This window comes from Neglectibacter caecimuris (genome assembly GCF_034335015.1).
Taxonomy (GTDB): Bacteria; Bacillota; Clostridia; order Oscillospirales; family Acutalibacteraceae; genus Acutalibacter; species Acutalibacter caecimuris_A.
The window spans coordinates 94,835-119,599 of the sequence record NZ_JAWXXK010000004.1 but is presented as its reverse complement, the minus strand read 5'-3'; the positions used below and the strand labels follow the sequence as shown (position 1 = coordinate 119,599).

The window sequence follows — 24,765 nt, the reverse complement described above, 5'->3', positions numbered from 1 at the left end:
AGCAAACAATATGTGCTCTCTCTTATCCGGTCTTTTTGCTCTTTACTCGGAAAGCCCGTTGACAAGCTCTTTGAAATGCCTGCCCCGCACCTCAAAATTGGGGTACAGGTCAAAGGCCGCGGACGCCGGGGACAGGGAAACGATATCCCCCTTTTTTCCCAGCCTTCGGGCCGCCGCCACTGCTTCCTCCATGGTTTTTACACGCACAATAACGGGCTCTCCTTCCCGGTATGCGGCAGAATTGCGCACGGCCTCTTCAATTTTGGGGCCGGTGTCTCCCATGACGATCAGGACCTTTACCTTATCACAGATCACGGGACCCAGAGGATCGTAGGGAATGTGCTTGTCGTATCCCCCGCAGATGAGAATGATCTTCCGGGAATAGAGAGACAAGGTTCCCGAGATCGTGCGGGTAGGCGAGCTGGCGATGGAATCGTTATAATACCTAACGCCATCAAATTCCCGCACCAGCTCCGCCCGATGCTCCACGCCGCCGAAGCTTTTCGCCACCTGAACCATATTCTCCGGGGAAACATCGCCCCAGGCGGCGGCAATGGCAGCCATATAGTTTTCCACATTATGCCAGCCGGGAAGCTTGATCTCTGATACGAGCATCAGTTTTTCCCCATTTACAAAAATGGACTCCCCATCGCACCACACGCCTCGCCGGGGCTGACTCTTCCGGCTGAAGAACCAGGTATCTCCCCTGGTTTCTTCCGAGAAGGCCGCGGTAATATCGTTATCCTTGTTCAGTACCGTGCGGGAAAAAGCGCTTTGATGCAGAAAAATATTTTTCTTCGCATCGATATACTCCCGCATATCCTTGTGCATATCCAAATGGTTGGGCGAAAGGTTCGTCACCACGGCCACCTGGGGACTTCTCCGCATGGAGATCAGCTGAAAGCTGGAAAGCTCCGCCACGGCGCAGTCGGTTTCTTTGATCGATCCGATTTCTGGCAGCAGGGGCTTTCCGATATTGCCGCCCAAATGGACGGTTTTTCCCTGGGCCTTCAAAAACTCTGAAAGGATCGTGGTGGTGGTGGTTTTTCCATCGCTGCCTGTCACCGCGTAGAGCTTACAGGGACAGAGCTCGAAAAACAGCTCCATTTCACTGGTAACGGCGGAACCCCGGCTTCTGGCTTCGATGAGCTCCGGCAGAAAGTATTTCATGCCGGGGGTGCGGAAGATCACGTCCTCCGTCAGGTCCTTCAAATATCCTTCCCCCAGGATCAGCTTTACGCCCTGGGCCTGAAGCTTTTCTCCGGTTTCCCCCAGCTCCGTAAGGGTTCGCTTATCTCTGGAGGAAACCACCGCTCCCTTTTTTTGAAAAAGATCGATCAGGGGCAGATGACTGCGCCCGATGCCGCAAAAGGTGACGGACTTTCCTGAAATGTTTCGGAAAAACTGTTCCTGATTCAATGCTGAAGCACTTCCAATCCGCTAAATTTCCGAGGCTGCCGGATCGCTGTCCTCTGTGTAGCTGTTATAGAGCTGGTAGTAGATGCCCTTTTTCTCCATAAGCTCCTGATGGGTTCCCTTTTCTTCGATTCCCCGATCGGTAAGCACCAGAATAACCGTGGCGTTCTTAATGGTGGTGAGCCTGTGGGCAATGGTAAAGGTAGTGCGCCCTTTCGCAAGCTTTTCCAGAGAAGCCTGCACGATTTTTTCGCTTTCGTTATCCAAAGCGCTGGTAGCTTCGTCCAAAATCAGGATCGGCGGGTTTTTCAAAAACGCCCTGGCGATACTGATGCGCTGCTTCTGCCCGCCGGAAAGCTTTACGCCCCTCTCCCCCACATAGGTATCATATCCATTTTGCAGCCCGCTAATAAATTCGTGGGCTCCGGCCCGTTTGGCGGCCTCCACCACTTCCTCCCGGGAAGCGCCTGGCTTTCCGTACTCGATATTTTGATACACCGTGCCGGAAAAAAGATACACATCCTGCTGCACAAAGCCGATCTGAGAGCGCAGGGATTTCAGCGTGACTTCTCGCACGTCCTGGCCGTCCACCAGAATTCTGCCGCCGGTCACATCGTAAAACCGGGGGATCAAATTGCAAAGGGTGGTTTTTCCACCGCCGGAGGGCCCCACCAGCGCCACGTTTTCCCCGGCGCTTACGTGAAGATTGATCTCCGACAGCACTTCCTTGCCGTCGTCCGTATAGCTGAAGCTCACGTCCTCAAAGGTCACATCACCCTTTTGGATCGTCAGAGGAACAGCCCCTTCTTCATCAAAAATATCCACATCGGCGTCCATGATCTGGAAAAAGCGCTCGATACCGGTCATGCCCCGCTGGAACTGCTCGGCAAACTGCACCAGCTGCCGGATCGAGCTGATCAGCGTTCCCACATACATCATATAAGCAATGAGATCGGCGGGCTGGATCTGCCCGTTTATCATAAAGACAGCGCCCACCACCAGCACCAGAAGATTCATGATGCCGTCAAATAAGCGGTTGGACGCTTCAAAGCCGCCCATATACAGGTAGCTTTTTTTCTTGATATCCAGAAAGGCGCCGTTGCCCTGTTCAAACTTTTCGGTTTCCAGGCCTTCGTTGGCGAAGGATTTCACCACCCGCACGCCCAAAAGACTATCCTCCACCTGAGCATTGATTTCGCCGATCTGTCTGCGCTGGCGGCGAAACTGCTCTCTAAGCTTCAGGTTGAAGTAGGCGGCCGCCAGCAACATAAAGGGCACCACGGAAAAAACGATCAGGGTCAGCCATACATTGACGCCGCAGAGAATAATAAAGGAACCGATGATCTTGATCCCGGCAATGAAAACTTCCTCCGGGCCGTGATGGGCAAATTCCGTTACATCGAAAAGATCGGAGGTGATACGGGACATGATCTGCCCCACCTTGGTGTTGTCAAAATAGTGGAAGGAAAGCTTTTGCAGATGGGCAAACAGGTCGGAACGCATTTGGGTTTCGATCTTGGAGCCCATAATATGCCCCACGGAGGCCCGAAAAAAATCGGCGGCGGCGTCCACGATCCGCAAAAACAGATAGAGCGCGCCGATCTTCAGGATCACGGAAAGGGTCAGGGATGCGAGATCGTTGATGCCCGCGTTTGTCACATACCGCACCAAAAGAGGCAGCACCAGCTCGCATACCGTGGTAAGCGAGGCACAGAACAGGTCAAAGATCAAAATGGGAAGATATTTTTTGAAATATGGCAGGAAACGGCGCATCTGCCCTTTTTTCCCGGCTTTTTTCTGTTGTTCCACAGAGAGATCCACTCCTCTTTTTCATTTCCATATACAGTAAAATTATGCCACAGATCGATAGAAGAATCAACCTTTTCTTTTTCCTTCTGAAAAAACTTTTTCTTGTGGAAAGCGGGAAAATCTTTTATACTAAACAAACGGCAGAAAGGAGCCTTTCTATGAACATTGTGATTTTGGACGGCGGCACCACAAATCCCGGCGATCTCAGCTGGGCTCCGCTGGAAGCTCTGGGAAAGCTTACTGTTTATGACCATACGCCGCCGGAGCTTGTGCTCTCCAGAAGCCGGGAGGCGGACGCCCTGGTCCTGAACCGCCCCGCTTTAGACCGCGATATGCTTGCGCGGCTGCCCCGGCTGCGCTTTCTCGGTATGCTGGCTACGGGCTATAACGCCATCGACACCGAAGCGGCAAGAGCGCTGGGGATCACCGTCTGCAACGTGCCGGACTACTGCGCCCCGCTGGTCGCTCAGCACGCCATTTCCCTTTTGCTCTGTCTGTGCGAAAATGTGCACAACTACAGCAAGGCGGTAAAGGAAGGACGCTGGCAGGAGGCCGTTTCCATGAATTACGGCGATTTTCCGCTTACAGAGCTTTCCGGAAAAACCCTGGGGATCGTGGGCTTTGGCAGCATTGGGCGCAGGGTGGCGGATATTGGCCATGCTTTTGGCATGGAGGTATTGGTTCACAGCCGCGCCGAGAAAGAGCTTCCAAAGCCTTTTCGCAGGGCAGCGCTGCCCGAGCTTTTTGAGTGCAGCGACGCGGTATCACTTCACTGCCCGCTGACGCCGGAAACCAAAGGGCTAGCGGGAGAGGCGCTTCTTTCCCGCATGAAGTCCACTGCCTTTCTCATCAACACCGCCCGGGGAGGGATCGTGGACAGCCGCGCGCTGGCAAGGGCCTTAAACAGCGGAATGCTGGCAGGCGCGGGACTGGACGTGCTGGAGCGGGAGCCGCCGGAGCCGGATGATCCCCTGCTCTCCGCAAAAAACTGCGTGATCACGCCCCATATCGCCTGGGCCTCCCGGGAAGCAAGGGCCCGGCTGATCCGGGCCGTGGCTGAAAACCTGGAAGCCTTTCAGAAAGGAAACCCACAAAACGTTGTCAATTAGAGGCTTAAAAAATTGATATAGGATTTACGCGCCGCGTTTGGTAAATTGAAATTTGCAGCGTTGGTTACAACGCTTGTGCCGCTGCACCCGCTCGTGAAGCCGCTTGATGCAAATAGACAGTTCCCGGCCCGACCGCAAGCAAGCAGGCAAATTGGAATTTGCAGTGAGCCGCATACTTTCCTTCTGCCATCCTGAACGAAGTGAAGGATCTCGTCCTTTGACTCTTTGCCAGGAACAAAGGGCGAGATTCTTCGTCTCTTCGTTCCTCAGAATAACAGTGAGAGAGGCTTTCTCTTCTCTAACAACTAATAACTAACATCTAAAAAGAAAGAAGGCCGGGAAATCCGGCCTTCTTTCTTCTTTTGGGGAGGAGTTGTATTGAAAAGTGCGGCTTATGCCGCAACACTCGAAAGCTTTATTATGGCTTTATTATAGCCCTCTTCCTCCGGAAAGTCAATGAAATCGCGGAGAATCTACCTTTTTCATAATTCTCCGCCCTCTGAAAAAGCAAATTTATAAAATTAGTGCAAGAAACCGCTCTATTCCGGGGCTTTTCCCATTTTCAGGGTCGCTTTTCCAATAAAAACAGGGGCATGCCCTGCCGGACACCCCCCGTTTTCTTATCGATCTGTTTTGCCGCTTTCCCCCAGAGCATTTTTACAGTAGCTCTCCAACTGCTCTTTGGTGGTCATCGCCACGCCGCTCTGAGTCAGCTGCTCCTGCAATAAGACCGGAAGAGAATTGAAATACTCTCTGGCGTTTTGATCCATCTTTTCCAGATCCTTTTTCTGCATAGCCGCCGCATCCTTTCTTTTATGAAATAGAAATTCTATCAGCAGTATTCCAGAAAAAGCATCGTCTATACGCACCGCAAACGGTGTTTTTACTCCACGGTAAATTCCGTCCACTCCGCATGGTCATAAACCATCACGTCATTGGGCTTTCTCATGCCGAGCCTTTCGTAGAAGGGAACGGCATTTTCATTGGCGCAGGTATACATGATGATATTTTTTTCGCCGCCCGCAAGCTCCAGGGCCTTTTGAACCAAGGCCTTTCCAATGCCCTGACCGGTACAACTCCGAATAACGCCCAGGTCTGTGAGAAAAAGCCAATAGGCAAAATCCGTAATACACAGGCAAACGCCTAACAGCTTCCGTTCCGCGTTTCTGGCGGTCAGACTGATGGAGGCCTTCTTTACCAGAGTGGAGATACGTTCTTCAAAGCGCTCCTTCGGGTATTGAGAGCCCAGGTCTGTTTCTCTCAAAAAGCCGATATATTCCGCCGGGGTGAGCCGTTCCTCCTGAATGGTATAGCTCATCTCCGCTTCAGCCCTTTACCTTCGCCGCGAATTCCTCTCCGAAGGCCTTGCACTGAGCAAGCTCCTCCTCGCTGGGCTTAAAGCGCAGGCGCAGGCCGTCTGAAACCTTCATTTTCAGCTGCTGGAGGCGCTGGGTCAGGTTGGGGACCGCCTCGCCCGTCCAGCCGTAGGAACCAAAGGCCGCCGCCTGCTTGCCGCCGTGAATAGTGGGCAGAAGCGTGGTAGAGAGATCGTAAATGGGCTTTAAAGCGTCTCCCAGAATGGTGGGAGAGCCCAAAAGAATGCCGTCCGCATAGAGCAGATCGGCAGCCAGGGAGGAACGATCGTCCGTTACCAGATCATAGGTATGCACAGCCACTCCCTGGGCCTTTATGGCCTCGCCGATCACCTTTGCCATCTGGCCGGTGTAGCCGTAAGCGCTGACATAGGCGATCACCACGGTTTTTCCCTGGTTGGGGTTTTCCACCCTGCTCCACTCCCGGTAGGTTTTCATCAGCTCCGGAATGCCGGTATCGAGAACGGGGCCGTGACCGGGGCAGATCATATCGATCTCCATGCTCTCCACGCGGTCCAGCGCTTTATTCATAAAACTCTTAAAGGGGCCGAGAATATTGTCAAAATAATACTTTGCGGCACGCTGATAGCCCTCTTCATTCTCCACCTTGCTGCGGAGGATTCCCTCGCAGCAGTAATGGGAACCGAAGGAATCGCAGGTAAAGAGGACTTTATCCTCCGGAAGGTAGGTATACATGGTATCCGGCCAATGGAGATTGGGAACCACCAGAAACCGCAGGGTCTTGCCGCCCAGATCGAGCTCTTCCCCATCCTTGACCGCCCGGGACTTAAAAGGCTTGTTCATGATCTGAGAAAGGAAATTCAGCGCTCCCGTGGTGCCGATGACCTCAATTTCCGGGTTCAGCTCCAGAAGCTTCTCGGCGCTTCCGGCATGATCCGGCTCCGTATGGTCCACAATGAGATAATCGATCTTGTCGATCTCGGTAACAGCCTTTACCTTTTCCAGATATTCCTCACAGAATTTTGCCTTGGCCGTTTCGATAAGGGCGGTTTTTTCCGTTCCCTTTACCACATAGGAATTATAAGTAGTGCCAAATTCCGTTTCCATGATGATATCGAACACCCGCAGATCCCGGTCCAGAATGCCTGTCCAGGTAATGCCCTGCTTCAGTTCCATACGTCTTCATCCTTTCCTGATCTATCCTGATTTTTTCGCAGGAAATTCCTGCCATTTCTTACAGACTCTTATTTTATATCATTTCCCTTTTTCTGTCCAGTATGAAGTTTTCAGAGCGCATAATGTTAATTTTCTAACACAATTCTGTCGAAAATCTTTCAGATTCCTCCGCTCTCTTGCGAAAGCGCCTGCTTCCTGCTACAATGAGGTGCATGTGTAAAAACCAGAAAAGCTCTTGCTTTTCGCGGAAAAGAGGATGAAAAAAGATGCTTTCTATCAGTGGAGTAACAAAGAAATATGGAAAAAACGTGGCAAACGACAATATCAGCTTTGCCGTGGGAGATGGGCAGATCGGTATTTTGCTGGGGCCCAACGGCGCCGGGAAATCCACCATTATCAAATGTATCACCGGACTGCTGCGGTTTACAGGGCGCATTGAGATAAACGGCTTTGAAAACACCTCCCTGGACGCCAAACGCCAGTTGGGCTATATTCCCGAAATGCCCGCAGTGTACGATCTGCTCACTGTTTCGGAGCATTTGGAGTTTATTCGCCGGGCCTACCGTGTGGAGGACGAGGCCTACACCCAGCAGCTTTTAGAGCGGCTGGAGCTGTGGGACAAAAAAGATAAGCTGGGCAAGGAGCTTTCCAAGGGCATGCAGCAGAAGCTTTCCATCTGCTGCGCGCTGTGCCACAAGCCCAGTGTGGTCATATTCGACGAGCCCCTGGTGGGACTGGACCCTCATGCCATTAAGGAATTGAAAACTATTTTCCGGGAACTGAAGGCCGGCGGCGCTTCTGTTTTGATCAGCACCCATATGATCGACAGCGTAGAGGACTACTGGGACGTGGCGAACATTATGATGAACGGGCGCTTTGCCGCCACCAAAATAAACGGCCAGGACGATGGAAAAACCCTGGAGGAGCTGTTCTTTGAGATCACAGAGGGCGCTTCGGAGGGAGGCGCCGCAAAATGAAAAGCCCCCTTGTGTATCTGACCCTTACCAAGTTCAAAAACCAGGTCAAAAGCATTTTCAAAAGTCCCTCGAAGCTGATTTACGGCGTGTTTCTTATCGCGGTCTTCGTGTTGGTGGCCTTTACAAAAAATGAAACCGTCGGAACAGAGCCCCGGGCGCTTTCTGAGCTGGTGGCGATCCTCTCCCTTTTTTATACCGTTATGTTCCTGATGGTGTTTGTAAACGGCAGCGCCAGCAACACTCCCATGTTTACTCTTTCTGACGTAACGCTGCTGTTTCCCGCCCCCCTGCGCCCAAACCGGGTGCTGTTTTACGGGCTGTTCCGGCAGCTGGGGGTCTCTTTGCTGCTGGGCTTTTTTCTGCTGTTCCAGTATTCCTGGCTAAACACCTTGTATGGCATCTCTTACGGCAGCCTGCTGCTCATTATTGCCGGGTACGCCTTGACGCTTTTCCTTGCTCAGCTTTCCGCCATGGCGGTATACACCCGTACCAGCGGCAAGGAAAACGCCGGGCGCACGGTGCGCTTCTGTGTTTACGGAGCCGCGGCTCTTTATGCCCTGGCCGCGGTTTTCACCTGCCGGGAGCCCCTTGCCGCCCTGCTGAACGGCGGCAAGGACTACACGGCCGCCTTAAAGGCCGGAGCGGATTTCTTTTCCACCCTGCCGGGCCTGCTGTTCCCCGTTTCCGGCTGGGCGGCGGGCATCGCCGGGGGGCATTATGACCGGCGACTTCTCGCTTTGCCTGCTCCTTCTGCTTCTGACCTTTGTGTTTACCGCTGTCCTGGTGCTTTTGATCGTAAAGAGCAAAAATAATTACTATGAGGACGTACTGCAAACCGCCGAAACCGCCCAATCCGCCATTACGGCCCAAAAGGAGGGGCAGTTAAACGAGGTGGTTCCTAAAAAGGTACGTATGGGAAAGCTGGGCCTGGGAAAGGGCTGGGGCGCAAGCGCCATTTATCAGAAGCATGCCGTGGAAAACCGGCGTTCCGGTATTTTCTTTCTTTCCAACCTTTCCCTGATTTTTGTGATCTGCATCATCGCGGCTTCCTTCTTTATGCGGGAATTTGAGGAAGGCGCGATTCTCAGCGTATTTGCTATGGGCACCTACATGCAGATCTTTTCCACCGCTTTGGGGCGGTTTAACCGGGAACTGATGAAGCCTTATCTATACCTGATCCCGGAGCCTCCGCTGAAAAAGCTTCTCTATGCCATCAAGGAAAGCCTTTGGAATGATACGCTGGAGGCTGTCATCATTTTTGTACCGGTTGCCTTTATCATCGGCGCTTCTCCCTTGGACACCGTTTTCTGTATTGCGGCGAGAATTTCCTTCTCCCTGCTATTTACCGCCGGAAACGTACTGGTAGAGCGGGTATTCGGTACCGTGAGCTCCAAGGTGCTCATTATGTTCTTCTATGTTCTCGCGCTGTTGTTGATGGCGGCTCCCGGCATCATACTCGGCGCGGTGCTGATGACCCTAGCTCCGCTCCCCGGCTTTATGGGCCTGTTCCTGGGGATCATCGTGCTCAATATACCGGTCTCGCTTTTGGTGCTCTACCTTTGCAGAAACCTGCTGCAATACGCGGAACTGAATAATCGCTGAGGAGCTTTCCTAAAAAGCAAAGCAGCCATTGCAAAATTTGAAGTTTTGCAATGGCTGCTTTGCTTTTTAGATGCTAGAGGGTAGATGCTAGACGGTGGTGGCGCTGCTGTGCAGCGCAATAAAGGAAGAACAAGCCTTCCTCTTAGTCATTCCTCGTCAGTCCCTATAAAAAGATCAAAGGACGAGATCCTTCGCGGCAGCAAAGCTTGCTTTGCTTTTGCTCAGGATAACAGGGAGAAAGTTCAGGATAGCAGAAAGGAAGCTCAAGATAACAGGTAAAAGTGCAGGTGGTCGGAAAAAGGCGGCTGCCCTTTCTAACAACTAACTACTTACGACTAACAACTAATTGGCTTCAGCCAATTTTCTGAGGCAGGCTTTTTTGAAAACGCATCAGGATCGCCGCTGTTTGGCAGCGAAGAGCGGTGGCCGAAGGGGAAAGCATGGCGGCGGAGGTTCCCTCGATGAGGCCCTCTGCGTTGGCCCATTTCATGGCAATTCGGGCATAGGGCTCTATTTGAGTGGCGTCCCGGTAGCGGGAAAGGTCGGCGGAGGCGTCGGTATCCAGATCCATGGCGGCGCAATAGTGATAGAGGAGCACCGCCATATCCTGGCGGGACAGCCTTTTCCCCGGGCGGAAGGTGCCATCTGCGTAACCTGCCACAATGTCCTTTTCCCTCGCCCAGGAAATTGCTTTAGCATAGTATTGCTCCGGCCGCACATCGGAAAACTCCATTTCCTGGGAAAGCGGCTCCGGCTTTCCGGCTATTCTCCACAAGATAGCAACAAACTGGCCCCGTGTGGTAATTCCCTGAGGCTCGAACACTTTTTCCTCCACGCCGCTCATGAGACCAGTGTCCTTCATGTACTGCACTGCTTCGGCGTACCAGTCCGTATCCCATACGTCTCGGAAATCTGCCACATTCTTTGCGGGAGATTCCAGCTTGATCAAAATAAAGGACGCGCCCTCTCCCGGTACCATAGGGCCGATATGGTTTCTTCCCGAAGCACTATGCCAAACCTTGTTCTCATTGGGTCTGGAGCCCCAGAAAATCATCAAGTGATTATCAGGATCGCCATCGGTAAAACGATCTGTCCAAAAACGCAAAATAAGATCTCCCTTTTCGCACCTGCCCCCTGCCAGAAGAGCTTCACGGCTTTCATAGGCATAGGCCACCAGGCCGCCATTTTCGATCAGGGACATATAGTTGCTTGCGGCAGAAAGCAGCGCATATTTTCTAGGACTTCCCCAGGAATTATATCTTCCCTTGCGAATATCTTCCATAGCCTTGGAAGTATTCAGCCCGCACTTTCGCAGAACATATCCGGGAAAACCGGCACAATTCATACCGGAAGAACCGTTATAAGAAATATCTCCCCTGGGAGACTGCCAATCTCCGCCCACATAGGGAGTTCCCAGATAATAGCTGTCATTTTCATGAGCTGTCAGCTCTGCCACTACCTTTTTCCTGGTCACCCCGTATTTGCTTAAATAATTTGTGCCACCGGCGCACCTGGCCTGCACGGTAGCAAAAGGCACCTTTGTGGTAAAAGCTGTTTCTATGTTTTCACAGTTCTCCACTGCCCGTACCTTTAGCGGGAACAACAAAAGCAGAAAAGAAAGAAAAACAGCAAACCTTTTCCTCATTTTGACCACTCCTGAAACATCTTTTTCAAATTAAGCTGCATCTTTTCTCCCTCATACATCAGAGAGCGATAAAAAGCATGAGCTCCCTTCCGAGTTTCTCCGGAGGAAAGGCGTATTCCCGCCGCCCCTGTTTCCCTCGCCCAGACTTCCGCCGCTTCCAGCAGCGCTTTTCCGATCCCCATACGGCGGCAGGAGGAGCTGACGGCGATCCCCATGATATTTTTCATGTGGGGTGCGTACAGCACGTCGTAATCGCAGAGGTGAACATAGCCCACCACCTCCGCACCGCGCTGGGCCACCAGAATTCGATTTCTGCCGTCTGCCAAAAGGCGTTCCAGCTTTTCCCGCTGCTGCTTTTCCGGATAATCATAGCCCATTTCCTTCCGGTTCAGGACAGCCAGCGCTTTACTGTCCTCAGGAACGGCATCGCGAATGATAAGCTCCATCAAAATATCTCCCTTTCGCGGTGCTCAGAAAGCTCGCTATTTTCCCAGCGCTTTTTTCACAACCGCCTCTATGTGCTCCGCGCTGAGACCAAATTCCTTCAGCAGATCTACCGCAGGGCCGGAATGACCGAACACATCGTTTACACCCATCTTTGTAACAGGCGTGGGACAAACTTCGGAAAGGAAGGAGCAGACTGCCTCTCCCAAGCCTCCGATCACGCTGTGCTCTTCTATGGTGATGATCCGCCCGGTTTCTTTGGCTGCTTTCAGGATCAGCTCTGTATCCAGGGGCTTAATAGTGTGGATATCCAGCACACGAGCGCTGATCCCCTGGGATTTCAGACTGTCGGCAGCTTTCAGGGCCTCCCCTACCATTAAGCCGGTAGCGGCCAGGGTAAGGTCTGTTCCCTCCCGCAGGGTGATGCCCTTTCCGATCTCAAACCGATAGTCCTCGTTATTGTGGATGCTTTCCACCGCCAAACGCCCTAGCCGCAGATAGACCGGGCCCATATGCTCTGCCGCCGCTTTTACGGCAGCCTGCATTTCATAGTGATCCGCGGGATTCAGCACCACCATACCGGGGATCGAGCGCATCAGGGCAATATCTTCACAGCATTGATGGGTAGCGCCGTCCTCTCCCACCGAAATACCGGCATGAGAGCCTACGATCTTCACATTCAGGTGGGGATAGCCCACAGAATTTCTCACCTGCTCAAAGGCCCGCCCGGCGGAGAACATGGCAAAGCTTGCCGCAAAGGGGATCTTCCCGCAGGTGGCAAGCCCAGCGGCAATACCGATCATGTTGCACTCGGCAATGCCGCAGTCGATAAACCGGTCAGGATATTTTTTTTTGAAGATCCCGGTTTTTGTGGCCTCCGCCAGGTCAGCGTCCAGCACCACGATATCGGGGTTGGTTTCCGCCAAGGCGGTTACAGCTTCTCCAAAGCTTTCTCTCGTTGCTTTTTTTACGATCTCACGCATGCTGCAGCACCTCCAGACTTGCTTCCAGTTCCTTTTTGGCCGTCTCATATTCTTCCGCGTTGGGCGCTTTTCCATGCCAGCCCGACTGATTTTCCATAAAGGAAACGCCTTTTCCCTTTACAGTTTTCGCGATGATGGCAAAGGGCTTCCCCTTGCAGGCCTTCGCGGCGGAGAAGGCTTTTTCGATTTCCTGAAAATCGTTGCCGTCGATATTCAGGACCTCAAAGCCGAAGGCCTTAAATTTCTCGTCCAAAGGCTCGGGGCCACCCACCTGAGAGATGGGGCCGTCGATCTGCAGACCGTTATAGTCTACAATAACGCACAGGTTATCCAGCTTTTTGTGGCCGGCAAACATGGCCGCTTCCCATACCTGGCCCTCTTCGCTTTCGCCGTCTCCCAGCAGTGTGTAGACCCGGTAATCCTTTTGATCCAGCTTTCCGGCCATGGCCATGCCCACAGCACAGGAAATGCCCTGGCCCAGACTGCCGGAGCTCATATCCACACCGGGAGTCCCCTTCATATCCGGGTGGCCCTGAAGCATTGCCCCGATGTGGCGCAGCTTTTGCAGCTCACTTTCCGCAAAATAGCCCCGCTGGGCCAGCACAGAGTACAGACCGGGGGCACAGTGGCCCTTGGAAAGCACAAATCTGTCTCTGTTTTCGTCCTTCGGGGTTTGAGGATCGATCCGCATTTCCTTGAAATAAAGATACGTAAAAAGCTCCGCTGAGGAAAGAGAGCCGCCAGGGTGTCCAGACTTTGCGTGGTACACGCCCTCTAAAATTCCCAAACGAACCTTTGCCGCGGTGATATGCAGCGCTTTCAGCTCCTGTGCTTCCACTTCCGCACCAGTCCTTTCCAAATCCGTTTTTCATGTGTCAAACAAAAAAATTATAGCCTATTTCCCGAAAGAAAGCAATCCCAAGTTTTGCAGTTTTCGGCGCTGAAAATCGCAGCCGATCGAAAAGGAAAAATCACTTATCCCCGCCGTATAATGGCGATGGAAAAGAACAAAAATAGGATTGTAATTTTTGTATTTTCGCGCCATGCGTAAACGAATGGCAACAGAAAGGAAGGAACACTATGAACCAGGAAACAAACGGCAGGATCGGCAATTTACCCGCAAACATCAACATTATGAACCCCGTTCCCAACAAGGACGCCAAAAGCATCGCCCGGCTGGTGCGCAAAAACGGAAAGATCTCCGGTTATGAGCTTTCAGACGGCACCGTGCTCTCCAAGCGGGACGGCGTGTCTCTCGCAAAACAGGGCGGGATCCGCGGGGTGGCCATTGCCAGCCGGAACGGCAGCGAATACCTGCGCTCCCTGCCGGACGGCGATGAGAGCAATAATTTAGGCGATCTCCCCTCCACCTCCGCTGAGAACGTGACGCGATAACCATTTTTCATAAGCAGGAAACGATCAAAAGAGCCGCGGAGCTTTCCATTTTCGGATAGTGCCGCGGCTCTTTCTTTTATTTTTTTCTCACAAACGCCTTTTTCGGCATTTTACAGATGGGGCATACCCAGTCTTCCGGCAATTCTTCAAAGCCGTAATGAGGGTCGCTGTACACATATCCGCACACCGAGCAGACAAAGCTTTCTCCGCTGCTTTTGTCGAAGGTGCTCTCCGGCGGCAGATATGTAGGCGATCTCAGAGGGGCGGCCCCTCCCAGCTGCTCTACATAGTACCCATAGCTCATCGGCGTACCCGCCGCCTCATCGCTTCCCGCGATAATTTCGGCGATGTAAAGCCTTTGCTCGGCGATTTCCAGCTTTTCCTTTACCTGGCACAAAAACCAGCAGCAGGTATTTTCCTTGATGACCGGCACACCCTCCGCCAGTACCTTGTGCCGGATATTTTCCAGCTTATCCGCTTTCTTTCCCGAAACATATCCCAGCGCCCCGATCACCGTGGCAGGCGTATTCTCGGAAAGCACAGAAATAGTAAAGATGCCGTTTTTCTCAATGCATTCGGCGCTGTAGTTTGCCTTATTCAGGCTGACCGCCACAAATGGCGCCACGGAGGAGGTGGCCTTGGAGACCTGCATCACGGAATTGACGATACAGGCGTTTTGCCTTTTGCCGTCCTTCACGCCTAAAGCACACAGGCTGTGCGGAAGATTTCTGAGAACTGAGGATTTCATTTTGACCACTTTCCTTTCCGGGATAAAAAGCTGCTTTTCCAAGGAAGCGCTGCCCTTTTGCCGTGTTTTTCAATATCACATTACTTTGGAACGCTCCTGGGTACTCTTGGAACGCAAATACGAGCTCTAACTATCATACAAGCTTTTTGCCCTGTTTATTCTTTTTTACGGCTTTTTTATTTTTTCCCAATACGTCTGAAAGCTCTGCTCATTCTTATTATTGCCGTACTTGTAATAGGAAGTACCCAGCAAAATATCCGGCAAATACTGCTGTGGCAGCCAATGGTTGGGAAACACATGGGGGTACTGGTAAAACTGCCCCTTCTGCTCCACCTCGGCGCTGTCGTAGTGCTTATTTTGCAGGGTGCGGGGAATCGGGCCTATTTTGCCCGCCTGCACATCGGCCATGGCCTTGCCAATGGCTTCCGCGCCGGAATTGGATTTCGGTGCGGTGCTTACCAGGATCACCGCGTCTCCCAGCGGGATCCCGGCCTCCGGCAGCCCCACCATCATGGCGGCGTCCACAGCGGCTTTTACAACGGGAATGATCTGCGGCCAGGCAAGGCCCACGTCCTCACAGGCGCAAACCATCAGGCGGCGGCAGGCAGAGGGCAGATCCCCGGCCTCCAGAAGCCTCGCGAGATAATGCAGGGCCGCGTCCGGGTCTGAGCCCCGCATGGATTTCTGAAAGGCCGATAAAATATCGTAATGCTCGTCCCCGCCCTTATCGTACCGAAGGGCGCTTTTCTGGGTAAGCTCTCTGGCGCTTTCCAGAGTAACGGAAATTTCCGCTTCCCCCGTATCGCAGGCAAGGGTACAAAGCTCCGCCGCGTTCATGGCCTTGCGCACATCGCCACCGCAGGCAAAGGAAATATGCTTGCACACCCCGTCTTCCAGCAAAAGCTCCCGCTCCTGCTCTTTGGAAATCAGCGAAAACGCCCTCTCTACAGCCTTTTCGACCTCTTCCCGCTCCACGGGCTTGAATTCAAACACGGTAGAGCGGCTTAAAATGGCGTTATAAACGTAAAAATAAGGGTTTTCCGTGGTGGAGGCGATCAGAGTGATACTGCCGTTTTCAATGAATTCCAGTAGGGTCTGCTGCTGCTTTTTATTGAAGTATTGGATCTCGTCAAGGTACAGCAGGATCCCATTCATGCTTTCAAAGGTGCCGATTCGGGCAACCGCTTCCTTGATATCCGCCGTGGAGGCCGTGGTACCGTTGAGCTTTACCAGAAGCATGTCCGTATTTTTGGCGATGATGGAAGCTACCGTGGTTTTCCCCACCCCGGAGGGGCCGTAAAACACCATGTTGGGGACCTGACCGGATTCGATGATCTTTCGCAAAGCTCTGCCAGGGCCGAGTATGTGCTTCTGACCCACCACATCGTCCAGAGAAGCCGGACGGATCCTGTCCGCAAGAGGCGCAGGCATGAAAAATCACCCTTCCAAAATAGTCAAAGCATTTGAGTTCTCATCAGCCTTCCGACTCAGCTTCCTCCAGCAGGCCGAAAAGCCCATACAGCGAGAGCATTTCCTGATACAGCATTTTATTTCCCATCAGTTGCCGGTAGGTAGCTGATTTTGTTTTATTCTCCCGCTTCAGGCGCTCCATTTGCCCGGTCGTTTCCGCCTGCCTTTTCAGGATAAAGGCAAGCATTTCCTCAAAGGCCTTTTCTCTGTTCATTGATCTTCCGCTTACTGATACAGCGGGTATTTGCCGCAGATGGCCTCTACCCTGCCCCGCAGCTGCAGCACATTGGCTTCAAAATTCTCTTCCATGGCAAGGGCGATGCAGGCGGCGATCTCGTCCATATCCGCTTCCTTTAAGCCCCTGGTGGTAACGGCGGGCGTACCCAGCCGAACGCCGCTGGTGGTAAAGGGACTGCGCTTCTCGCCGGGAACCGTATTCTTGTTGGCGGTGATATATACCTCGTCCAACCGGCGCTCCAGCTCCTTGCCGGTCAGCTCGCTCTCAGAAAGATCGATGAGCATCAGATGGTTATCCGTACCGCCGGAAACCAGGCGCACGCCGCGCTTCAACAGGCCCTCCGCCAGCGCGGCGGCGTTCTTTACCACCTGCTGCCCATAGGCCTTGAATTCCGGCTGCAGCGCTTCGCCCAGGCACACGGCTTTTCCGGCGATCACGTGCATCAGAGGACCGCCCTGGGTGCCGGGGAAAATGGCCTTGTCGATCTGCTTCGCGTACTGCCCCCGGCAAAGGATCAAGCCGCCCCGGGGGCCTCTGAGGGTCTTGTGAGTGGTGGTGGTCACCACATCGGCATAGGGCACGGGATTCTGATGACAGCCCGCCGCCACCAGCCCGGCAATATGGGCCATATCCACCATGAGATACGCGCCGCAGGCATCGCAGATCTCACGGAACTTCTGAAAATCGATGGCCCTGGGGTAAGCGCTGGCTCCTGCCACGATCAGCTTCGGCTTTTCCGCCATAGCCTGGGCCATGAGCTTTTCATAGTCGATCCGCCCGGTTTCGGCGTCCACTCCATAGGGAACAAAGCGATAGAGCGCCCCGGACATATTGACGGGAGAACCGTGAGTCAGATGGCCCCCCTCCGCCAGATTCATACCCAGCACCGTATCGCCGGGCTGCAGCAGCGCAAAATAGACCGCCAGATTGGCCTGAGCCCCGGAATGAGGTTGTACATTGGCATGCTCCGCGCCGAACAGCCGGCAGGCGCGTTCTCTGGCCAGCTCTTCTACCAGATCCACACACTGGCAGCCGCCGTAATACCGCTTTCCGGGATAGCCCTCGGCGTATTTATTGGTCAGCACGCTGCCCATTGCGGCCATCACCGCAGGAGAAACGATATTCTCCGAGGCGATCAACTCCAAATTTCTGCGCTGGCGGGCCAGCTCCTGGCCCATGGCTTCCCCCACCGCCCGATCTTTTTCCGTGACAAACCCGATGGAATCCATCAAATCCTGAAACATACCGCTCATCCTTTCCCTGCGGGCACGGCTTCGCGCCGCATCTTACATATTGTATGCCTTTTCTTCTTCACCTACTACAACTAGAAATTTATTATACCCGAAAATTCTCGCCCTGACAACAGAAAAGGAAAAAATACTCTTTTCTTTTTTTCCGGCGGGGTGTAGAATAGTGTCAATACAGGGAAAAAGGAAGGATATTCTATGACAAAAAAAGAACTGGCCCTTTTGGCGGTAGAGGCGCTGAAACGGGAATATCCCGACGCCATATGCTCGCTGGAATACCGGGATCCCTTGCAGCTTTTGATCTCTACCCGGCTTTCCGCCCAATGCACGGACGCCAGAGTAAACCTGGTGACTCCCGCGCTTTTCGCACGTTTTCCCACGCTGGAGGCTTTTTGCGAAGGAACCGAGGAAGAGATCGGTGAGCTCATTCGTTCCTGCGGGTTTTATAAAATCAAATCCAAAGATATTTTGGCCGCCTGCAAAATGATCCGGGACGAGTTTGACGGGAAGGTGCCGGACACCATTGAGGAGCTAACCCGGCTTCCCGGCGTGGGCAGGAAAACCGCCAACCTGGTGGTAGGCGACATTTACGGAAAGCCCGCCGTGGTCACGGACACCCACTGCATTCGCATCGCGGGCAGGCTGGGGCTGACCAAAAACACCGTTCCCGTCAAGGTGGAGGACGATCTCAGGGCGGTGCTGCCGCCGGAGGAATCCAACGATTTCTGCCACCGGCTGGTGCTGCACGGGCGGGCGGTCTGCACCGCCAGAAAGGCCCTGTGTGAGAACTGCTGCATGAAGGAATTCTGCAAAAAGGCAGGGATCAATGCCGACGGCACAAAGAAGGCTTCTTCTAAGAAATAATTTTTTAACAAGGAGATGCCAAGAATAGCGGCTGGAGCGTAAGCGCTCGCGATTCGCCGGAATTTTCCCTATCTCCCACGCCGGAAAGCCGTTTGATAGAGGGAATGCGCGTGGACGGCCTGCCGGTGACAAAAACCCGCGCGCGGCTTTCCACCCTGATGTGCAGGCCTGTATCATAACAGCGCCGAACTATTTGTGCTTTTCTGTTGACAGGAGCAGGAAAAGAATCTATTATTTTGTTGGAAAAAGCAAAAAGCAAACGCAGAATCTAATATTCAGGAGGCACCGATCATGAAGTATGATTTTGAAACCCTTGTTGACCGTACAGATTCCGGCTCCGGTAAATGGGATGGCATGAAGGAGAAAAAGCCTGATCTTTCTCCCGGGATCGTTCCCTTTTCCGTGGCGGATATGGAATTTAAGAACGCACCGGAGATCAAGGAAGGCCTGAAGGAGTATATGGATACCCATATTCTCGGCTATACCGGGCCTACCGGGAAGTATTATGACGCCGTATGCGCTTGGATGAAGCAGGAGCACGGCTGGAAGATCGACCCGGAGCACATCGTTTGTACCCTGGGTGTGGTTCCCGCCCTGTTTACGCTGGTAAAAGCCTTTTGCGAACCCGGTGACGGCGTGATCGTTATGCCCCCTGTGTACTATCCCTTCTACATGGCGGCGGAAAACCACAACTGCCGGATCAAGCGTTGCCCTTTACGCTATGAAAATCATGCTTATACCATCGATTTTGAGCTGCTGGAAAAAATTGCCGCGGAACCGGACAGTAAAATGCTGATTTTCTGCAGCCCCCATAATCCAGTTGGGCGCGTGTGGACAAAGGAAGAATTGAAGCAGGTAGGTGAGATCTGCCTGAAGTACGGCATAAAGATCGTCAGTGATGAGATTCATTCCGACCTGATCATGCCCGGCCACACTCACACCGTATTTTCCCAGGCTGGGGATTTCGGCGATGAGGTGATCGTCTGCACCGCTCCCAGCAAGACCTTTAACCTGGCCGCTATGCAGACCTCAAATATTATCATTCCGAAAAAAGAGGACCGGGAGAAATTCCAGGAGATCCAGGGGCACTCCGGCCCCGGCGCGCTGGGCTTTGAGGCCTGCCGCATCGCCTATACCCAGTGCAGGCCCTGGCTGACGGAATGTCTTTCCACCATCTGGAGCAATTACCAGTTTGCCAAAGCTTTTCTCGAAGAGCACCTGCCGCAGATCAAGGTCATCGACTTACAGGGCACTTACCTCATGTGGCTGGACTGCACCGCTTTAGGCAAAACAAAGGAAGAGCTGGAAAATTTGATGGTACAGAAGGCCGAGCTGTTCCTGGACGAGGGCTATATGTTCGGCGAGGAAGGCGCGGGCTTCGAGCGCATCAACATCGCCTGTCCCCAGTGGGTCTTGAAGGCCGCCCTGGGGCGCCTGGAAAAAGCGATAAAGGAAGGCTGATTTTTCTACATACTGCAAAACCGCCTGGGTTGCTCCTGCCCAAGCGGTTTTGCGCGTGTCTAAAATTCTTTTCGCCCCGCTCAAAATCTATTTGGAAAAATCCATGATTTTTCCAAATAGATTCTAATTGAAACGCGAGAGAGGGACCCTGATGGTCCCCTCTCACACTCTTCCCCCCTTCCGTTCCTTATACCTGGAGGGTTTACCGACAGTCTGAAAACCGCTTGGGCAGGAACAGCCCAAGCGGTTTTTTCTATACACAGCAAAAAGCACTTTCTAACAACTAATTTCTAACGACTAACTACTAAATTCCCAGCGCCGCCTTTGCCAGTTTATCCGCTTCCTCATTCCAGCGGTCGCCGGAATGGCCCTTCACCTTGACAAAGCTGAGCCTGATCCGCTGCCGGGCTTTCTGGCAAAAGGCGGCATAGGCTTGGGTACCGGGCTTATTAGCCTTCCATTCTCCGGTAGCCCATTTTGCCACACCTTCATAATCGTGAAAGATCTCTAGTGCCGGGAGCCCCAGTTCCAAACAGCGGCGGATCACCGTGACGGCCCCCATGATCTCCCCTGCCACATTGTGCATTTCGGCCAGGTCTGCCCTGTTGTATTTCCGGGAAAAATCTTCCCGCTGTTGTTCGTAAAAAAGCACGGCGCCGCAGGAAAATTCCTTTGTGGCTGCCAAGTAGCTGCCATCTACATAGGCTGTGGCCACCCCTTCCCGGTAAGGAGGCAGCGCATTCTCCTCCTTCTCAGCAGCCGGTTTTTTCTTATGCTTCAAGGAAGTCTCTTCCCTGAGAAACGCCTCTGCTTCTTCCAAAGTGGAAAAGCCCTTGTAACGCGCCCCGGAAACACCCACTACCTGCGCTTTGCAATCCTCCCAGGTCAGGTACACGCCACTGAGTCCGTCTTTTCCGTTTTTTACCGCGTAATATTTTTTTGCCATACCGTTTTCTCTATTCCCCGCTTTCAGCTTTTCGGTATATGCTTCGTATTATAAGGTACCTGCAGTGGGAAATCAAGCAAAAAAGGCGTTGATTTGTTGAAATCGGTTGACATCGGCACCGGCAAAGCGTTATAGTAAGGTAACTATCAATTTTTGCAAGTCTCAGTCCATAGAGGGAGAGATCGCCTTGTCTCTATTCAAAAAACTGAACCTACTTTTTCCGGCCCTGTGCCTGCTTTTATCTTTCCTGCTTCTATCTCTTTCCGGCTGCGGCACGGAAGAAGCCTCAAAAATGTCCTCCTCAGGAAACACCGAAAGCCAGGTTTCCAGCAATATCGAAAGTGCTGCCTCCTCCGCCGTAAAGAGCACGCCGAGCCTTGTTCCCACGGAAGAAAGCGCGGCGGAGTCCGCCGCCACACCGTCTCTTCCCGTGGCTTCCCTTAGAAACGGTGCTTCCTTTTACGCCAAGCCTTCCCCGGAAGAGCCTTTTTCCTATTTAGAGCCCGGAATCCTGATCTCTTTTTCGGAAACCAAGGATCCGCTCTGGTGCTCTTGCACACTGGAAAACGGCAGCACCGGATATCTATATGCGGAAGCTCTGTACCGGATCCATGAAGACGGTACCGCCTCCTCAAAAAACCTGTTTCAGGAAACCTCGGAGCGAAAGCTTGCGGAGCTTCGGGAACGGCTGCCGGAGGGGAAATACTGGAATCACATGTGGCAGGATATTCCCTACGGCGAGGAAACGCCCTTCCTGATTTCCGACACCCCCTGCGAGCACAGCGTTTACGGGGAGCTGTACTGCAATTTTTACAATGGAAAAACGGAAGAGCTTTTTTACAACAACACATTGTGCCAGTGTCTGGGCTTTGCCAGCCTGCTCAGCGACCAGCTTTTCGGAAGAGACGCTTCTCTGCATGTGTTTTACGATATCGACCTTTTGCGGGTCGGGGACCATATCCGGCTTCACGAGTATGAGCATTCCATGACTGTGGTGGAAAAATCGGAAGACGGCGTTACCGTTGCGGAGGTCAATGAAAATTACGAGGACTGCCTGATCTCCTGGACCCGCCAGATCTCTTACTACGAGCTGGAGGAGCTCGCCTGGGATTCCGAATATATCTCCCGGTATCCTTTCTACCCGGACGGAGAGGGCGGTTTTATTCCCTGGGAGGAATAAAATCTTGTACCAATAGATTCGTGTACAGAATTTCCAAGGAACTTCCTTTTTTCTAAAATACTCTGCCGCAGCCAGTTTCAGGCTGCGGTTTTTCTTTATTTCCCAATTTTTACGCTTTCTTTCTCAGAGAAAGCTTCTTTTCGCCGAAAATGTAAATTTTTCAAATTTTTGTTGATATATAGTGCGGCATGCGCTATAATAGTACAGTATATTGATATCTCTGTTGGAGGTTTCCCCTTCTATGAAAAATAAAAAGCCGCTTTTTGTCACCCTTATCTGTATTGCAGCTTTAGCGCTGGTCGCAGCCGGGATCTGGTTTTTCTGGCTGAAGGATTACCTGAGCGCCGCCAATGCTACGCCTGTTTATGTGAACCCCGTTTCCTCCATTATCGGCTTGAATACCGGCTCTACCCCCAGATATTCCGGAATCGTGGAGCCACAAAAGACTTATAAGATCAATAAGGACGAAAGCAAAACCGTGGCGGAGGTAGTGGTCAATGTGGGCGATGAGGTCCACGCGGGAGATGTGCTGTTCCGTTACGATACCGAGGAAATGCAGTTTGCCCTGGAACAGGCCAAGCTCGACCAGGAGGGCATCGCCAACCAGATCAGTTCTCTCAAGACCCAGCTTACCACCTTGAACAAGGAAAAGAAAAACGCCAGCAAGGATGACCAATACTCTTATACTGTTCAGATCCAGTCTGTAGAAGCGCAGATTAAGGTACAGGAATACGAAAGCTCCAAAAAGAAAAGCGAGATCGATAAATTGCAGGAATCTCTGAATAACGCCGATGTGGTCTCTGAGGTGGAGGGCATTGTCAAGGAGGTCAACAGCAGTTCCCGCACGGATCCTTCCGGGCAGGCTGCGGCCTTCATCAGCGTCCTTTCCTCCGGGGAATACCGTATTAAGGGCACAGTTTCCGAACTGAACTTTGCTTCCATTTTTGAAGGACAAGCCGTTACCGTTCACAGCCGGCTGGATCCCAACCAGGTCTGGAAGGGCACGGTGGAATCCATTGATCAGGAGGCAACTTCCGACCAAAATAATTCCTTTGGCTATTATTACGACGGTATGGGCGGCGGTGAAAAAAGCTCAAAATACAATTTCTATGTGCTGCTGGAAAATTTAGACGGCCTGATCTTAGGCCAGCACGTATACATAGAACCGGATCTTGGAGAGGATACGAAAAAGGAAGGTCTGTGGCTTCCTGCTATGTATATCGCCCACGATGATGAAGGCAGCTTTGTCTGGGCCAAAAATGACAAGGACAAGCTGGAGAAGCGCGTGGTTCTTTTGGGAGATTACGATTCCGGAAACGATCTGTATGAGATCAAAAGCGGCGTTACCAAGGTGGATTCCATTGCCTATCCCAATGAAAATCTGAAGCCCGGTATGCCTACTACCATGGACGCTTCCCTGCAGGGCGCCTATATGACCGGTGAAGAGGGTTCCACAGGAGAGATGCAGGGCGGAACAGACAACAGTCTGAATAATGTGATCGATGGAAACGGCGGCTTCTCCGATGGTATGGAGGGCGCTGTGCCTATGCCTGAAGACGATATTTCGCCTGAACCGGAAGGCGATACTTTTGGTGAGGATGCAAGCTTCTCCGGCAAGGAGGGCATTGTGGCATGATTTTGGAGCTGCGGAACATCTGCAAAACCTATGTACAGGGCAAGCTGGATGTACCTGTGCTGAGAAACGTTTCCCTTTCCGTTCAGGAAGGGGAATATCTTGCCATTATGGGACCTTCCGGTTCCGGAAAAACCACTTTAATGAATCTGATCGGCTGTCTGGACACCCCCACCTCCGGCGAATACCTGCTGGAGGGACAGGATCTGTCCGGAGAGACCGATTTGAAGCTTTCCCAGGTACGTCTGCGCAGTATCGGCTTTGTTTTTCAAAGCTTCTACCTGCTTTCCAGGCAGTCCGCCGTAGAAAATGTGGCGCTGCCGCTTCTTTATGCCGGCGTTCGGAGAAAGGAGCGCCTGGAGCTGGCCCGAAAGGCTCTGGAGCGGGTGGGCTTGGGAGACCGTACAGAATTTAAGCCCACTCAGCTTTCCGGCGGCCAGTGCCAAAGAGTGGCTATTGCCAGAGCTATTGTAAACAACCCGAAAATTCTGCTGGCGGACGAACCTACCGGAGCGCTGGATACCAAAGCTGGCGAACAGATCATGGAGATCTTTCAGCGGCTCAATGAAGAGGGCGTGACCATTGTGATGATCACCCACGAGCCGCAGATTGCCGCCCATGCTCAGCGCACCCTGCATATTCGGGACGGCCGCTTGACGGACGCCGCCGGAAATTTCCTCTCCCCCGCAGAGCCAGAGCCTGTAGAAGAGGCCGAGCCCCGGGAGCAGCTCCCTGCCAGAGAGCAGATCTCCCTGCCGCTTTCTTCCAGAGAAGCTCCTTTGGAGGTGGCTGTATCAGAAAACAGCCCGGCAATGGAGGAACTTTCGAGACCCTGCCAGGAGGAAGCTGTTTCGGAGCTGCCGGAAACCGGCAGTGAGGCTTTCCCGCTTTCTGAGGAGGCTCCTGTCATTTTGCCTGAGGTGCAGACTTTTACAGCGGCGGAGCCTGCTGTACCGGTTGAGCCGCAGGAGCCCGTTTCTTCTGAAAGAGCGGCAGAGCCCCAGGAAGAACTGCGGCAGGACGATCAGGCCGCAGTTCCCGATGACCCCACTGCCGATACCTTTTTGGATACCGAGATCGCCGCATTA

23 protein-coding genes and 1 pseudogene are annotated in these 24,765 nt (G+C 52.8%); 10 read left to right on the top strand and 14 right to left on the bottom strand.

Annotated features, from left to right (window positions below; translation table 11 throughout):
- Nucleotides 1–42 precede the first annotated feature (42 nt).
- Both murD and U8T64_RS06850 read right to left on the bottom strand, forming a co-directional pair.
- The gene (gene murD / locus U8T64_RS06855; protein WP_322182259.1) at nt 43–1,419 is read right to left on the bottom strand and encodes a UDP-N-acetylmuramoyl-L-alanine--D-glutamate ligase; all 1,377 of its coding nucleotides are present in this window, start codon (nt 1,417–1,419) and stop codon (nt 43–45) included.
- Nucleotides 1,420–1,440: 21 nt separating this feature from the next.
- Entirely contained in the window at nt 1,441–3,189 is a 1,749-nt protein-coding gene (locus U8T64_RS06850) for an ABC transporter ATP-binding protein (protein ID WP_322183035.1), read from the bottom strand.
- Nucleotides 3,190–3,383: 194 nt separating this feature from the next.
- On the opposite strand from U8T64_RS06850, the gene U8T64_RS06845 reads away from it, so the two are divergent.
- The gene (locus U8T64_RS06845; protein ID WP_322182257.1) at nt 3,384–4,334 is read left to right on the top strand and encodes a D-2-hydroxyacid dehydrogenase; all 951 of its coding nucleotides are present in this window, start codon (nt 3,384–3,386) and stop codon (nt 4,332–4,334) included.
- A gap of 620 nt (nt 4,335–4,954) precedes the next feature.
- Here U8T64_RS06845 and U8T64_RS06840 read toward each other — a convergent pair.
- From U8T64_RS06840 to U8T64_RS06830, 3 genes are all read right to left on the bottom strand, one after another.
- On the bottom strand, nt 4,955–5,128 hold the full coding sequence (locus tag U8T64_RS06840) for a hypothetical protein (protein ID WP_322182255.1): 174 nt from the start codon (nt 5,126–5,128) through the stop codon (nt 4,955–4,957).
- Nucleotides 5,129–5,217: 89 nt separating this feature from the next.
- Complete coding sequence (locus tag U8T64_RS06835; RefSeq protein ID WP_322182253.1) at nt 5,218–5,652, bottom strand: GNAT family N-acetyltransferase; 435 nt, start codon at nt 5,650–5,652, stop codon at nt 5,218–5,220.
- A gap of 7 nt (nt 5,653–5,659) precedes the next feature.
- On the bottom strand, nt 5,660–6,844 hold the full coding sequence (locus tag U8T64_RS06830) for an FprA family A-type flavoprotein (protein WP_322182251.1): 1,185 nt from the start codon (nt 6,842–6,844) through the stop codon (nt 5,660–5,662).
- A 266-nt stretch (nt 6,845–7,110) separates the two neighbouring features.
- Here U8T64_RS06830 and U8T64_RS06825 point away from each other — a divergent pair, with 266 nt between their 5' ends.
- From U8T64_RS06825 to U8T64_RS06815, 3 genes are read left to right on the top strand one after another with little or no spacing between them, the layout of a single operon-like run.
- The gene (locus tag U8T64_RS06825) at nt 7,111–7,821 is read left to right on the top strand and encodes an ABC transporter ATP-binding protein (RefSeq protein ID WP_322182249.1); all 711 of its coding nucleotides are present in this window, start codon (nt 7,111–7,113) and stop codon (nt 7,819–7,821) included.
- Nucleotides 7,818–8,633, top strand: a complete 816-nt coding sequence (locus U8T64_RS06820) for a putative ABC exporter domain-containing protein (protein WP_322182247.1) — start codon at nt 7,818–7,820, stop codon at nt 8,631–8,633. The genes U8T64_RS06825 and U8T64_RS06820 overlap by 4 nt, the downstream gene beginning before the upstream one ends.
- Nucleotides 8,539–9,423: a putative ABC exporter domain-containing protein gene (locus U8T64_RS06815; protein ID WP_322182245.1), complete on the top strand. Its 885-nt coding sequence runs from the start codon at nt 8,539–8,541 to the stop codon at nt 9,421–9,423. The genes U8T64_RS06820 and U8T64_RS06815 overlap by 95 nt, the downstream gene beginning before the upstream one ends.
- 352 nt (nt 9,424–9,775) lie before the next feature.
- On the opposite strand, the gene U8T64_RS06810 is transcribed toward U8T64_RS06815, so the two are convergent.
- The 4 genes from U8T64_RS06810 to U8T64_RS06795 all read right to left on the bottom strand — a co-directional run bounded on the left by U8T64_RS06810 (nt 9,776) and on the right by U8T64_RS06795 (nt 13,333).
- Nucleotides 9,776–11,002, bottom strand: a complete 1,227-nt coding sequence (locus U8T64_RS06810) for an S-layer homology domain-containing protein (protein WP_322182243.1) — start codon at nt 11,000–11,002, stop codon at nt 9,776–9,778.
- Between the two features lie 62 nt (nt 11,003–11,064).
- Nucleotides 11,065–11,514, bottom strand: a complete 450-nt coding sequence (locus U8T64_RS06805; protein WP_322182241.1) for a GNAT family N-acetyltransferase — start codon at nt 11,512–11,514, stop codon at nt 11,065–11,067.
- A 36-nt stretch (nt 11,515–11,550) separates the two neighbouring features.
- Nucleotides 11,551–12,495, bottom strand: a complete 945-nt coding sequence (locus U8T64_RS06800; RefSeq protein WP_322182239.1) for a transketolase family protein — start codon at nt 12,493–12,495, stop codon at nt 11,551–11,553.
- On the bottom strand, nt 12,488–13,333 hold the full coding sequence (locus U8T64_RS06795) for a transketolase (RefSeq protein ID WP_322182237.1): 846 nt from the start codon (nt 13,331–13,333) through the stop codon (nt 12,488–12,490). Before U8T64_RS06795 ends, U8T64_RS06800 begins: the two co-directional genes overlap by 8 nt.
- A gap of 242 nt (nt 13,334–13,575) precedes the next feature.
- Here U8T64_RS06795 and U8T64_RS06790 point away from each other — a divergent pair, with 242 nt between their 5' ends.
- On the top strand, nt 13,576–13,890 hold the full coding sequence (locus U8T64_RS06790; protein ID WP_322182235.1) for a DUF3892 domain-containing protein: 315 nt from the start codon (nt 13,576–13,578) through the stop codon (nt 13,888–13,890).
- Between the two features lie 76 nt (nt 13,891–13,966).
- On the opposite strand, the gene U8T64_RS06785 is transcribed toward U8T64_RS06790, so the two are convergent.
- The 4 genes from U8T64_RS06785 to glyA form a co-directional block, all read right to left on the bottom strand.
- Entirely contained in the window at nt 13,967–14,638 is a 672-nt protein-coding gene (locus U8T64_RS06785) for a flavin reductase (RefSeq protein WP_322182233.1), read from the bottom strand.
- Between the two features lie 165 nt (nt 14,639–14,803).
- Complete coding sequence (locus tag U8T64_RS06780; protein WP_322182231.1) at nt 14,804–16,069, bottom strand: replication-associated recombination protein A; 1,266 nt, start codon at nt 16,067–16,069, stop codon at nt 14,804–14,806.
- Between the two features lie 43 nt (nt 16,070–16,112).
- Nucleotides 16,113–16,322 (bottom strand): hypothetical protein, encoded by a 210-nt coding sequence (locus tag U8T64_RS06775; protein ID WP_322182229.1) that lies wholly within the window; start codon nt 16,320–16,322, stop codon nt 16,113–16,115.
- An 11-nt stretch (nt 16,323–16,333) separates the two neighbouring features.
- Entirely contained in the window at nt 16,334–17,590 is a 1,257-nt protein-coding gene (gene glyA / locus U8T64_RS06770; RefSeq protein WP_322182227.1) for a serine hydroxymethyltransferase, read from the bottom strand.
- A 201-nt stretch (nt 17,591–17,791) separates the two neighbouring features.
- Between glyA and nth the strand changes: the two genes are divergently transcribed.
- On the top strand, nt 17,792–18,457 hold the full coding sequence (nth, locus tag U8T64_RS06765) for an endonuclease III (protein ID WP_322182225.1): 666 nt from the start codon (nt 17,792–17,794) through the stop codon (nt 18,455–18,457).
- Nucleotides 18,458–18,748: 291 nt separating this feature from the next.
- On the top strand, nt 18,749–19,918 hold the full coding sequence (locus U8T64_RS06760) for a MalY/PatB family protein (protein WP_322182223.1): 1,170 nt from the start codon (nt 18,749–18,751) through the stop codon (nt 19,916–19,918).
- A gap of 304 nt (nt 19,919–20,222) precedes the next feature.
- Here the strand turns inward: U8T64_RS06760 and U8T64_RS06755 are convergent, their stop codons facing one another.
- Nucleotides 20,223–20,864, bottom strand: coding sequence for a ribonuclease H1 domain-containing protein (locus U8T64_RS06755; RefSeq protein WP_322182221.1), 642 nt, complete (start codon nt 20,862–20,864; stop codon nt 20,223–20,225).
- Between the two features lie 292 nt (nt 20,865–21,156).
- On the opposite strand from U8T64_RS06755, the gene U8T64_RS06750 reads away from it, so the two are divergent.
- From U8T64_RS06750 to U8T64_RS13945, 3 genes and pseudogenes are all read left to right on the top strand, one after another.
- The gene (locus U8T64_RS06750; protein WP_322182219.1) at nt 21,157–22,044 is read left to right on the top strand and encodes a hypothetical protein; all 888 of its coding nucleotides are present in this window, start codon (nt 21,157–21,159) and stop codon (nt 22,042–22,044) included.
- A 241-nt stretch (nt 22,045–22,285) separates the two neighbouring features.
- Nucleotides 22,286–23,680, top strand: coding sequence for an efflux RND transporter periplasmic adaptor subunit (locus U8T64_RS06745; RefSeq protein WP_322182217.1), 1,395 nt, complete (start codon nt 22,286–22,288; stop codon nt 23,678–23,680).
- Nucleotides 23,677–24,339 (top strand): annotated as a pseudogene (locus U8T64_RS13945) (ABC transporter ATP-binding protein); the annotation flags it as partial. The gene U8T64_RS06745 and the pseudogene U8T64_RS13945, both read left to right, overlap by 4 nt.
- Nucleotides 24,340–24,765 lie beyond the last annotated feature (426 nt).